Origin of the sequence: Streptomyces hoynatensis (assembly GCF_003626535.1) — a bacterium.
Taxonomy (GTDB): Bacteria; Actinomycetota; Actinomycetes; order Streptomycetales; family Streptomycetaceae; genus Streptomyces; species Streptomyces hoynatensis.
In genome coordinates, this window is the sequence record NZ_RBAL01000018.1 from 14,249 (window position 1) to 25,489 (window position 11,241).

Consider the following 11,241-nt stretch of genomic DNA (forward strand, 5'->3'; position numbering starts at 1 on the left):
CCCGGGCGGCTCGCTCTAGGCTGGGGCGCATGACTGAGGGCGCCGTGGGCGGACTCGTGCTCGCCGCGGGCGGCGGGCGGCGGCTCGGCGGCAGGCCCAAGGCCCTGCTGGTGGGCCGGGGGCGGCTGTTCGTGGAACGGGCCGCGGCCGACCTGCGCGCGGCCGGCTGCGGCCGGGTGCACGTGGTGCTGGGCGCCGCCGCGGAAGAGGTGCGGGCCAGGGCGGACCTGACGGGCTGTGTGGTGGTGGTCAACCGGGACTGGGAGTCCGGGATGGGCTCCTCGCTGCGGGCCGGCCTCCGTTCGCTCGCCGGCGCCGGCGCCCGGGGCGCGCTGGTCAGTCTCGTGGACCAGCCGGGGGTGGGCGCGGCGGCGATGGCCCGGGTGCTCGCCGCGTACCGGACGCCCGAGACGCTGGCCGCCGCGGCCTACGCGGGGCGGCGCGGGCACCCGGTGCTGATCGGCGCCGCCCACTTCGCGGGGGTGGTGCGGGAGGCGCGCGGGGACCGCGGGGCGCGGGCGTATCTCCGGGCGCACGAGGGGGAGATCACGCAGGTGGAGTGCGCCGACGTGGCCGCGCCCGACGACATCGACGAGCCGGGAGACCTCGTTGACCTTCGGTGAGCCGCCCGGCCACGCCGCCGGGTGAGCCGCCAGGCCCGCACTCCTCGTTGATCTTCCGCAATGAGGAAACTAGCATCCGCATTCCGTCTCGCTGAAGGAGTGACCGCCCATGTCCGCCGTCACCGTCGACGCCCCGGCGCCCCTGCCCCGGCAGGACGAGGTGCTCACCGAGGAGGCGCTGGACTTCCTCGCCGAACTGCACCGGCGGTTCACCCCGCGCCGGGACGAGCTCCTCGTCCGGCGGGCCGCGCGCCGCGAGGAGATCGCACGCACCGGCAAGCTCGACTTCCTGCCCGCCACCGGCGTGCAGGCGGGGGTGTGGCAGGTGTCCCCCGCGCCCCCCGCGCTCGAGGACCGGCGGGTGGAGATCACCGGCCCGGCCGACCGGAAGATGACCGTCAACGCGCTGAACTCAGGCGCCCGGGTCTGGCTCGCCGACTTCGAGGACGCCTCCTCCCCCACCTGGGAGAACGTGGTGGGCGGCCAGCTCAACCTGGCGGACGCCCTGCGCCGCCGCATCGACTTCACGGACGAGCGGGGAAAGCGCTACGCGCTGCGCCCCGACGAGGAGCTGGCCACCATCGTGACCAGGCCCAGGGGCTGGCACCTCGACGAGCGGCACCTCACTGTCGAGGGGCGGGCGATCCCGGGCGCGCTGGTGGACTTCGGCCTGTACTTCTTCCACAACGCGCGCCGGCTGCTCGACCTCGGCAAGGGCCCGTACTTCTACCTGCCGAAGCTGGAGTCGCACCTGGAGGCGCGGCTGTGGAACGACGTGTTCGTCTTCGCGCAGGAGCGGCTCGGCATTCCCTACGGCACGGTCAGGGCCACCGTGCTGATCGAGACGATCACCGCGGCCTTCGAGATGGAGGAGATCCTCTACGAACTGCGCGACCACGCCTCGGGGCTGAACGCCGGCCGCTGGGACTACCTGTTCTCGCTGATCAAGAACTTCCGGGACCGCGGCGCGAGGTACGTGCTGCCCGACCGCAACGCCGTGACGATGACCGCCCCCTTCATGCGGGCCTACACCGAGCTCCTGGTCCGCACCTGCCACCGGCGCGGGGCGCACGCGATCGGCGGCATGGCGGCGTTCATCCCCTCCCGCGACGCCGAGGTCAACGAGCTGGCCTTCGCCAAGGTCAAGGCCGACAAGGACCGGGAGGCGGCCGACGGGTTCGACGGCTCCTGGGTGGCGCACCCCGGGCTCGTCCCGGTGGCCAGGGAGTCCTTCGACGCGGTGCTGGGCGACCGGCCGCACCAGAAGGACCGGCTGCGCGAGGACGTCAACGTCACCGCGGAGGACCTGCTGGCCGTCGGCGATGTGGACGCCGGCCCCACCCAGGCCGGCCTGGAGAACGCGATCCAGGTGGGCACCCGCTACCTCAGGGCGTGGCTGGACGGGAAGGGGGCGGTGGCCGTCTTCGACCTGATGGAGGACGTGGCCACGGCGGAGATCTCCCGCTCGCAGATCTGGCAGTGGATCGCCGCCGGCGTCACCCTCGACAACGGCGAGCGCGTCACCCGCGACTACGTGCAACGCGTCGCGGCCGACCAGCTGGTGGCGATCCGTGAGGAGGTCGGCGAGGACGCGTACGTGGACCAGGGCTGGGAGCGGGCCTTCGACCTGCTGATGCGGATCGCCCTCGACAAGGAGTACGTGGACTTCCTCACCCTGGCCGCCTATCCCCTGCTCCCCTGAGGCCCGCCGCCCCCGGCCGGGGAGGCGTCCCCGGCCGGGGAGGGGCGCGAACCCGCCTGCGATGATCGGGGGATGGACAGACCTCTCACGCCGATCACGGACCGGGTGACCGGCCCCCGCCTGCGGTGGGCGGCGTTCGGCTGCCTGCTGGCCGGCCTCCTGGCCGGCTGCGGCACGGAGCGCGCCGGGCAGCAGGCCGCGGCGGTGCCCCCCGCTCCCTCCGGCTCCTCCCCGGCGTCGGACCCGGCCTACGTGGTGCCCTCCCCGTCCGCCGGGGAGGAGGCGGTGGGAACGGAGTGCCCGGACGACGGCGTCCGTCTCTCCCCGGCGCCGGTGGACGCCGCCCTGGGGCTGCGGGCCACCTCGATCCTGCTGACGAACTGCGGGGAGGAGCCCTACCCGGTGGAGGGCTACCCGCTGCTGCGGCTGCTGGACGAGCAAGGGCAGCCCCTGGACGTGGAGTTCGCGCGGGGCTCGGCCGGCATCGCGGTCGTCGAGGGCTTCGACGATCCCCCGCAGCAGGTGACGCTGGCCCCGGGCGAGACCGCCGAGGCCCCGCTGCTGTGGCGGAACACGGTCACCGCGGGGACGCCGGTGAACGGCGCCTTCCTCGAGGTCACCCCGGCCGAGGGCCTGGCGCCCCAGCGGGTGCGGCCGGACGGCGGCGTGGACGTCGGCACCACGGGCCTGGTCGGCGTCGGCCCCTGGCGGGAGCGCGGCGGCGAGGACCAGGGCACCGGCGCGGCCGAAGGCTTCGACCCCGAGGCGGGGGCAACGGAACGGCCCGGCCCGGACTGAGCCCGCCGCGCCGGGCCCGCGTCACCCGGGCGGCGCGGGTCGCGGCGCGGACTGCGGATCTGCGGCCAGGAAGGGGCGCAGCAGCCCGAGCAGCGCGTCGGGCCGGTGCAGGGGAATGATGTGGCCGCAGTCCTCGATGACGTGCCCGGTCAACTCGTCTGCGAGGGGCCGCAGTTGGCGTTCCAGGGCCGCGCCGACCGGGTGGGCGCCCACCGCCATCGCCGGCACCAGGAGGCGGGCCCCGGCCGTCTCCTGCCGGATCTGCGCCGCACTCTGGGGCAGGGCCCGGTAGTGGGAGAACGCGCACCGCAGCGCCTCCCTGCCGGTGTAGGCGCGCACGAAGGCGTCCCGCAGGGCCGGGCGCACCCCCGCGCCGAGGGTTCCGGTGTCCAGGAACCAGTCCACGTAGGCCGCCTCCCTGCCCTGAAGCAGCCGCTCAGCGAGGCCGGGGACGGCGTGGAAGCCGAACCACCACGGGCGGCCCTCCGCCGGGAGGTCCCCGGCCCCAGGCAGCCCGCCGAGCAGGGCCTCCATCAGGACCAGCCGCCGCACCCGACCCGGGTGCCGCAGGGCGAACAGGAAGGCGGGCGCGACGCCCGCGTCGATGCCGACGACGGCGGCCGAGGGGACGCCCAGCGCCGTGAGCAGCCCGGCGACGTCCTCGGCGAGGGTCCCCGCGTCGTACCCGTCCGCGGCGCGGCCGCTGCCGCCGAGGCCGCGCAGGTCGGGCGCGATCACCAGGTGACGCCGCGCCAGGTCCGCCATCACGTCCGTCCACAGCTCCCAGGTGTGGGGGAAGCCGTGGAGCAGCACGACGGCCGGGCCGCGGCCTGCGGTCGCCACGTTCAACTCGACGCCTTCGACGGCGATGCGACGGACCTCGGCCATGGAACTCTCCAGCTCGTCAGGGGTAACCATTGGTGACAAGCTCACGCTAGGGAACTAACCTGGCGGCCGGAAGACGGCACTTCTCCCTCAGGTGGTGAGCCACGGGTGACCGGGTCAGAACGGGGCAGGCGCGGGGATCTCTTCTCCCCGTGGTGCCCGACGCGCGAGCTGCTCGACCGCATCGGCACCAAGTGGACCTCGATGGCGGTCAAGGCGCTTGCGGAGGCCGCCCCGGCGGAGGTCCGCTTCGCCGAGCTGCGCCGCCGCATGCCGGGCGTCTCGCAGAAGATGCTGTCCGTCACCCTGCGGAGCATGGTGCGCGACGGCCTGGTGGAGCGCCGCGTCGAGCCCACCGTGCCGCCCGCGGTGCACTACCGGCTCACCGGCCTGGGCCTGTCCCTCGAAGGCCCGCTGTCCGCGCTGCGGGACTGGGCCGAGACGCACATGGCGGAGATCGAGCGGCACCACCTGCCGGCCGAGGACACCCCGGCGCAAGCGGGGCCCCGGGCCGCGCCCGAGCCCCCCGCTCCCGCCGGCACGTAGCCCACCCGTGCGGCGGCCCGCCGGGGTGCGCGGCACGGCCGCCGCACGGCACCGGCGGCCACGGGGCCGGGCGCGCCCGCGCGGCACGGCCGCCGCGGGCCCGGTTCCGCCCGCGGCCCGGGTTCAGGCCGCGGGGCTCACCTCGACCGGGTGGCGCACCACGGCGTCGAACAGGTAGCCCTGCTCGTTGAAGACCGCGCGCTCCGGCTGGGTGGTGCCCCGCTCGTCGGTGGCCCGCGCCAGCAGCTCCGCGGGTCCGGCCGCCGCCGGCGTCCACTCCGCCGACCAGCGGACCCAGCCGTCGCGGCGCGGCGCGTCCCGCAGCCTGGCCGGCCGCCAGCTCGCGCCCCCGTCCGTGCTCACCTCGACCCGGCGCACGCCCCCGGCGCCCGACCAGGAGCGGCCGTGCAGCCGGTAGGAGCGCCCGGCCACGAAGGCGGCGCCGAAGGGGAGTTCGAAGGCGCTCTTGAGGCTCTGCCGGGTCAGCGGCTCGCTGCCCTCCGGCGGGTAGACGGGCCCGAAGAGCCGGTAGAGGTCGGTGTTCCAGGGGGAGTAGAGGGGCTCGGCCGCCACCTCGATGTCCCCCACCCACTTGAGGTGCGAGATCCCCACCCAGGACGGCACCAGAACCCGCACCGGGGCGCCGTGGTCAGGGGGAAGCGGCTCGCCGTTCATCTCGTAGGCGAGGAGCACGTCCGACAGCGCCTTGGCCAGCGGCAGCGGGCGCCTGACGTGCCCGAGGTTCGCGCCCGCGGCGTCCGTCACCTCCGCGTCCAGCCCGCGCGGCATCACGTCGACGGCGTCGCCGCGGAGCCCGGCGCGGGCCAGCACCTCGGCCAGCCTGACCCCGCGCCAGCGCGCCACGCCGATCGCGCCCAGCGTCCACGCGGTGCCCGAGACGGTCTCGCCCTGCTGCGAGGCGTAGAAGGAACGGCCGTTGCCGGCGCACTCCACGAAGGCCGAGTGCGTGGTGGCGGGCAGGCGGCGCAGGTCGTCGAGGCCGAAGACGGCCTCGCCGCCGCGCAGCCCGCTCCCCCAGACCCGCAGCCGCCACGCGTCCGCGTCGAGGAGCGGCGTGGCCGTGTGGTTGCGGACGAAGAACAGCGCGTTGGGCGTGTGGTAGCCGGTGCCGCGCAGGGCGGACCAGCGGGTCTCGGCGTTCGTGCCGCGGACGGTGAACTGCTCCTCGGGCAGCGGCTTGACGATGCCAGGCGCCGGGTCGGCCGGGCCGTCGGCGGGCGCCGGGGCGGCGGCGGCGCGGGGGGCCGCGGCGGCACCCGCGGAGACGGCACCCGCGGCGGCGAGCAGCCGCAGCAGGTCCCGGCGGCGCACGCCCTCCGCGCGCGCCCGGCCGGCGAGCCACTGGCGCAGCCGCCGGCGGTCATGGGCTCTCTCGTCGATGGACATCCACCGATCGTGCAACGGGCCGTGCCCGGCGTGCCATTGCGGCACATTGCGGCCCCGTGAACTTTGGCGCGGGGGCCCGCGCTGCCGCCCCCCGCGCGCCCCCGGGGCGGGCCCCGGCGCGCCCGTGGTGCGCCGGGCGCGCTCAGCCCGCGAGTTCCGCCAGACGGCGCGCCTCGGACCTGGCGGCCCGGGCGATGACCTCCTCGTCCGCCCTCAGCAGCCGCCCGTTCTCCACCACGGGCACGCCGCCGACCAGGGAGAGGGTGACCGGCGCCGGTGGGCCGAGGACCAGCGCGGCGACCGGGTCGGCGATGGTGGAGTGGCCCAGCCCGTCAAGACGCCACAGCACGAGGTCGGCCAGTTTTCCGGGTTCGAGCGAGCCGATCTCGCGCTGCCTGCCCAGGACCCTGGCCCCGCCCATGGTGCCCAGCCACAGCGCCTGCCTGACCGTCAGGGCCCGTTCGCGGTGCGGGCCGAGGCGGTTGAGGAGCAGGGCGTTGCGCAATTCGGTGTGCAGCTCACCCGTCTCGTTGGAGCCGGTGCCGTCCACGCCGAGGCCGACGGGCACGCCCGCGGCGAGCAGTTCCGGCACCCGGGCCAGCCCGGCGCCGAGCCGCGCGTTGGAGGAGGGGCAGTGGGCCACACCGGTGCCGGTGCGGGCGAAGGCCGCGAGGTCCGCGTCCTCCAGGTGCACGCAGTGCGCCATCCACACGTCCTCGCCGAGCCAGCCGGCCGACTCCAGGTACTCGGTGGGGCCGAGGCCGAAGACCTCCCGGCAGTACGACGCCTCCTCGGCCGTCTCCGAGCCGTGCGTGTGCAGCCGCACGCCGAGGCGCCTGGCCAGCACGGCGGCCTCGCGCAGCAGCTCGGTGGACACGGAGAAGGGCGAGCAGGGCGCCACGACGATCTGCCGCATCGAGCCGAAGGAGGGGTCGTGATGGGCGTGTACGGCCTCCTCGGTGGCCCGCAGCGCCTCGTCCACCGGCTCCACCGCGAAGTCGGGCGGCAGCCCGCCCCTGGAGGCGCCCAGGTCCATGGAGCCGCGGGCGGCGACGAACCGCACCCCGAGCGCGGCGGCGGCCCGCAGTTCGGCCCCGAGCAGGTCGCCCGCCCCCTTGGGGAAGACGTAGTGGTGGTCCATGGCGGTGGTCACGCCGCCGCGGGCCATCATCGCCAGGGAGGCGCGGGCCGCGGTCTCCACCATCGGCTCGTCGATCCTCGCCCAGATCGGATACAGCGCGGCAAGCCAGTCGAAGAGCTTGGCGTCCTGGGCCAGCCCCCTGGTGAGCCACTGGTAGAAGTGGTGGTGGGTGTTGATCAGGCCCGGGGTGGCCAGGTGCCCGGTGGCGTCGATCCTGCGGGTCACGCCCGCGAGAGGGGCGGGGACCGGTCCGGGGCCGAGGGATTCGATGCGGCCGTCGGCGAGGACCAGGTGGCCGGCGGCGTGTTCCGTTCCGGCGGCGTCCACGGTGGCGAGGGCACAGTTCTCGATGACGGTCCGGTCGGTCACGCCGTCAAATCTAGCCACAGCGGCGGGAGCCGTGTCGAGGGCCGTGCCGGAACCGGTGCCGCGGGGGCGCCGCTCACCTGGGGGTGCGCCGCGTGGCGGGGAGCCCGGGGTGCGGGACGCCGAACAGCTCGACGGCATGCCGCAGCCGCACCACGCCGGGCGCGAGGGCGCTCACCGAGCCGACCGCCGCGGCGATCAGCAGCAGCGTGTGCCGCAGCGCCGCCTCGTCGGGCACTCCGGCGGCGATGAGGCCGTCGAGGGCGGTCAGCTCGCGCTCGGCGATCTCCCGGTCCGCGAGCGGGGCGCGGAAGGCGTTGAGATCGCGGCGCAGCCGCGTCGCCGCCTCCCGCAAGGCGAGCAGCCGCGGGTCGGCGCTCGCGCCCACGCTCCGCATCATGCGAGCGGTCTCGGCTTCTCCTGGCACCACTCGGCCTCCCCTGCCGTCCTGTTCGAGGCGGATCGCCTTCACCGTTCCCCCGCACTGTGCGGGTGGTCGGCAGACCCTACAGCGACAGTAAATATCACTGTCCGCGCATCACGCCATACGGAGGGCGAGAATGAACGCCACGTACGAGTGAACAAATCCCTTGTCAGGGCGTGGAACAGGAAAAGCGGCCCGTTGGGATTACCTCGCGCGCATCTGGCTGACCAGGCACCCTCACCGGGGCGGGCGCTGCGACAATCTCCGCAGGAAGTCCGGTCTCTGGAGTGAGAGATGGCGAAATGCATGCTCGTGCGCTGCCCGGCGTGCCGCCGGGAGCATTCCTACATACCGCCTGCGTTTCCGTGCGCGTGTGGGGCGCCCGTGGAGGTGCCGCCGCCCCGGGCGAGCGCCGCGGCGGTGCCGGTGCGGCACCGGTCCTGGGCGGGGTCCTGGACGGAGATCGACTGCGCCACCTGCGGGCGCCGCGGGCAGTGGCCGCAGCCGGAGTTCGAGTGCCCCTGCGGGGTGACCGTGCGGCTGGCGGCGGGTGACGAGCCGCCTCCCGCGTCCCCCCGGGCGGCGGTGGCGCGCCCGCCCTTCGAGCCGCTGACGATCAGGACCGCCTACGACGCGGTGGCCTGCGCGGCCCGTTACCTGGACTGGCTCGGCTTCGCCGGGGTGCGCACGGCCGTGCCGCGCCCGGGCTCCGTGGTCGGGCTCACCGGGCAGGGCGTGGTGGGCCTGGTCGACCCTACGACGGCCCCGACCGGGCCGCGCAGGATCGAGACGCTGTGGCTGCACGGCATGGCGGAGGGCGCGCTCGCGGTGGCCTTCGCGCTCGCCGGGTACGACCGGCGGGCCAGGGGCCAGGCGGACGCGCTGCGGGTGCCGCTGTTCGTGCTCGACCTGACGGGCACGCCGCAGCCGGTGAACGAGGCCGCGGAGGAGCTGGTGGCGCGGGGGGCGGGCGGCGCGGCCTGAGCGGCGCCGCCGGGGGCGGCGGCCCGGCGCGAGGGGTCAGGCGAAGCGGATCTCGTGGGCGGCGTCCGGGGCGTGGAAGCCGAGCAGCCGGGCCCCCTCCTTTTCGAGACCGGAGCGCTCGGCCGGGGCGAGCGGCCCGAAGGGGGTGAGCAGCAGGGTGGCCCGGGTGCGCCCGCGGTCGGCGTCGATCCGCCAGGAGCCGCGGACGAAGCCGTCGGCGAGGAAGACCGGGAGCGGGCGGCTCCCGCCCGACCAGGAACGGGACTTGGCCTCGTCCGATATCACCCGGGTGCGGTCCGCGTGCCCGATGAACACGTTGTCGAACTCGGGCAGGAAGCGGGCCGGGGCGGGCGCCTGGGCGCCCGGGCGCGGCGCCTCGGGCAGGTCGAACAGCTCGGTGCCCTGCTCGTCGCGGAAGACGGCCAGCCGCGGCCGGAGCCGCTCGAAGACCTCGCGCAGCCTGCTCAGCCCCGACCACATCTGCGCGTCCTTGACCGAAGCGGGCCCGAACGCGCCGAGGTAGCGCAGCATCAGCGCGTCCGGGGCGGTCTCGGTGCCGAGTGCGGCGCCGAGCCAGCTCTGGGCCGTGGTGTGCCGGGGGGCGCCGCCGCGCTGCCAGAGGCCGCGTGGGGGCACCTGCACCATCGGCAGGGCGTGCCGCACCGCGGCGCCGAGGGCGCGGGCCTCGCTCTCGGGCCACCGCTCCCGCAGCAGCGCGCCGAACTCCGTGAGCGTGCGCGGCTGTTCGGCGGCGAGCCCGGCGGCGCGGGCCGCGAGCTCCGCCAGGTCGACCCCGGGCAGGCGCCGGGCCCAGTTGGAGCGGAAGCTGCTCTCCCCCGCCGCCTGGAGCACCGGCCGCAGCGCCAGGCAGTCGGCCGCGGTGACCGTGTGGATGGTGGAGCGCTGCATGCTGAGCCTGACGAACTCGCGCTCGGCCAGGCGCCGCGAGAAGTCGCGCGGGTCGAAACCGGCCAGCCGCGAGAACAGCGCCGTGTAGTGGTTGCCGGGGACCTGGGTCTGGAGGCCCACGAGGTGCGTGACGGCCCGCGCCGCGTCCCAGGGGGAGCGCTCGGCGAGCAGCTGGCGGGCGAGCAGGGCACGGTTGAGTTCACGAGTGGTGAGCGGGCGTCCGGTCATGCCCGGACTCTAGAAGGCGCCTGTGACAGTCCGGTGGAGCGGCAGGTTTGTGCCGGTCAGCGGGCGGCCCGTGCCGCCACGCCGCAGGGCGACGACCTCGGCGACGATCGCCAGCGCCGTCTCCTCGGGGGTGCGGGCGCCGAGGTCGAGGCCGATCGGCGCGCGCAGCCTCGCCAGCTCCTCCTCGGTGGCCCCTGCCTCGCGCAGCCGGCGCAGCCGGTCGGCGTGGGTGCGGCGCGAGCCGAGCGCGCCGACGTAGGCCACCGGCAGCCGCAGGGCCCGCACCAGCAGCGGCACGTCGAACTTCGCGTCGTGGGTCAGCACGCACACCACGGTCCTGGCGTCGAGCCGGTCGCGTTCCGACTCCAGGTAGCGGTGCGGCCAGTCGGCGACCACCTCCGCGGCCCCGGGAAACCTGGCGGCCGTGGCGAAGACCGGCCGCGCGTCGCAGACCGTGACCCGGTAGCCGAGGAACGCGCCCGCGCGCACCAGGGCGGCGGCGAAGTCGGCGGCGCCGAAGACCAGCATCCGCGGCGGGGGCAGGCTGCACTCGACGAAGAGGGTGACCTGCCGCCCGCAGAGCCCGCCCCGGTCGCCGACCCGGACGGTGCCGGTGCGCCCGGCGCCCAGCGCGTCCGCGGCGGCGCGGGCGGCGGCGCCGTCGAGGGCGGCGCCCAGGCCGAGGCCGCCGGCCGCGCGAGCGCCCGGCGTGACCAGCAGCGCGCCGCCGGGCAGCGGGGCGGGCCCGGCCACCACCCGGGCGAGGGCCGCCGCCTCGCCCCGCGCCGCCGCGGCCAGGGCGGCGCCGAGGGCGGGCCGCGCGGGGGCGTCCGCGGGCACCGGGGTGACCAGCACCTCGACGCTGCCGCCGCAGGTGAGGCCGACCGCGAGGCCGTCGGCGTCGGCGTAGCCGAAGCGCTCGACGAGCGGGCGCCCGGTGTCGAGGGCCTGCCGGCACAGCTCGTAGACCGCACCCTCGACGCAGCCGCCGGAGACGCTGCCGAGGGCCGTGCCGTCCGCGGCCACCGCGAGGGCGGCGCCCGGCCGGCGCGGCGCGCTGCCGCCCACGGCCACCACGGTGGCGACCGCGAAGGCGCGCCCCTCACGGCACCACTGGTCCAGCTCGGCGGCGAGGTCAAGCATGTGCGGTTCTCTCCTGGTGTCTCGGGTGGGCCGGGCCCGGCGCTCCCGGGCCCCGCAGGCTGCGCGTCCCGCCCCCGGTTTCCTC

The 11,241-nt window shown here is 76.1% G+C and carries 11 protein-coding genes; 5 read left to right on the forward strand and 6 right to left on the reverse strand.

Translation table 11 applies throughout. From position 1 onward, the window contains the following. The first annotated feature begins 29 nt into the window (after positions 1-29). The 3 genes from D7294_RS24465 (at position 30) to D7294_RS24475 (ending at position 3,123) form a co-directional block, all read left to right on the forward strand. On the forward strand, positions 30-623 hold the full coding sequence (locus D7294_RS24465; protein ID WP_120683377.1) for a nucleotidyltransferase family protein: 594 nt from the start codon (positions 30-32) through the stop codon (positions 621-623). 109 nt (positions 624-732) lie between these two features. Then, positions 733-2,325: a malate synthase A gene (gene aceB / locus D7294_RS24470; protein WP_120683379.1), complete on the forward strand. Its 1,593-nt coding sequence runs from the start codon at positions 733-735 to the stop codon at positions 2,323-2,325. Positions 2,326-2,397: 72 nt separating this feature from the next. Next, complete coding sequence (locus D7294_RS24475; protein ID WP_120683381.1) at positions 2,398-3,123, forward strand: DUF4232 domain-containing protein; 726 nt, start codon at positions 2,398-2,400, stop codon at positions 3,121-3,123. A 21-nt stretch (positions 3,124-3,144) separates the two neighbouring features. On the opposite strand, the gene D7294_RS24480 is transcribed toward D7294_RS24475, so the two are convergent. Beyond that, positions 3,145-4,011 carry an alpha/beta fold hydrolase gene (locus D7294_RS24480; protein ID WP_120683383.1) on the reverse strand — a complete coding sequence of 289 codons (867 nt, stop codon included), beginning with the start codon at positions 4,009-4,011 and terminating at the stop codon, positions 3,145-3,147. Positions 4,012-4,116: 105 nt separating this feature from the next. Between D7294_RS24480 and D7294_RS24485 the strand changes: the two genes are divergently transcribed. After that, positions 4,117-4,554, forward strand: coding sequence for a winged helix-turn-helix transcriptional regulator (locus D7294_RS24485; RefSeq protein ID WP_120683385.1), 438 nt, complete (start codon positions 4,117-4,119; stop codon positions 4,552-4,554). A gap of 123 nt (positions 4,555-4,677) precedes the next feature. Here the strand turns inward: D7294_RS24485 and D7294_RS24490 are convergent, their stop codons facing one another. From D7294_RS24490 to D7294_RS24500, 3 genes are all read right to left on the reverse strand, one after another. Continuing rightward, positions 4,678-5,961, reverse strand: a complete 1,284-nt coding sequence (locus D7294_RS24490; protein WP_120683387.1) for a sulfite oxidase — start codon at positions 5,959-5,961, stop codon at positions 4,678-4,680. Between the two features lie 142 nt (positions 5,962-6,103). Next, entirely contained in the window at positions 6,104-7,471 is a 1,368-nt protein-coding gene (locus D7294_RS24495) for an 8-oxoguanine deaminase (protein WP_241562597.1), read from the reverse strand. 73 nt (positions 7,472-7,544) lie between these two features. Then, entirely contained in the window at positions 7,545-7,868 is a 324-nt protein-coding gene (locus D7294_RS24500) for a DUF5955 family protein (RefSeq protein WP_120683391.1), read from the reverse strand. A gap of 408 nt (positions 7,869-8,276) precedes the next feature. On the opposite strand from D7294_RS24500, the gene D7294_RS24505 reads away from it, so the two are divergent. Beyond that, complete coding sequence (locus D7294_RS24505) at positions 8,277-8,876, forward strand: hypothetical protein (protein ID WP_338325691.1); 600 nt, start codon at positions 8,277-8,279, stop codon at positions 8,874-8,876. Between the two features lie 36 nt (positions 8,877-8,912). Here D7294_RS24505 and D7294_RS24510 read toward each other — a convergent pair whose 3' ends face one another. Both D7294_RS24510 and D7294_RS24515 read right to left on the reverse strand, forming a co-directional pair. After that, positions 8,913-10,013 (reverse strand): winged helix DNA-binding domain-containing protein, encoded by a 1,101-nt coding sequence (locus D7294_RS24510; RefSeq protein ID WP_120683395.1) that lies wholly within the window; start codon positions 10,011-10,013, stop codon positions 8,913-8,915. A 9-nt stretch (positions 10,014-10,022) separates the two neighbouring features. After that, complete coding sequence (locus tag D7294_RS24515; protein WP_120683396.1) at positions 10,023-11,156, reverse strand: XdhC family protein; 1,134 nt, start codon at positions 11,154-11,156, stop codon at positions 10,023-10,025. Positions 11,157-11,241 lie beyond the last annotated feature (85 nt).

Excerpts from the sequence above, each read along its gene's own strand:
- D7294_RS24490 (WP_120683387.1), bottom strand. The coding sequence starts at position 5,961 with ATGTCCATCGACGAGAGAGCCCATGACCGCCGGCGGCTGCGCCAGTGG.
- D7294_RS24480 (WP_120683383.1), bottom strand. The coding sequence starts at position 4,011 with ATGGCCGAGGTCCGTCGCATCGCCGTCGAAGGCGTCGAGTTGAACGTG.
- D7294_RS24465 (WP_120683377.1), top strand. The coding sequence starts at position 30 with ATGACTGAGGGCGCCGTGGGCGGACTCGTGCTCGCCGCGGGCGGCGGG.
- aceB (WP_120683379.1), top strand. The coding sequence starts at position 733 with ATGTCCGCCGTCACCGTCGACGCCCCGGCGCCCCTGCCCCGGCAGGAC.
- D7294_RS24510 (WP_120683395.1), bottom strand. The coding sequence starts at position 10,013 with ATGACCGGACGCCCGCTCACCACTCGTGAACTCAACCGTGCCCTGCTC.
- D7294_RS24515 (WP_120683396.1), bottom strand. The coding sequence starts at position 11,156 with ATGCTTGACCTCGCCGCCGAGCTGGACCAGTGGTGCCGTGAGGGGCGC.
- D7294_RS24475 (WP_120683381.1), top strand. The coding sequence starts at position 2,398 with ATGGACAGACCTCTCACGCCGATCACGGACCGGGTGACCGGCCCCCGC.
- D7294_RS24500 (WP_120683391.1), bottom strand. The coding sequence starts at position 7,868 with ATGATGCGGAGCGTGGGCGCGAGCGCCGACCCGCGGCTGCTCGCCTTG.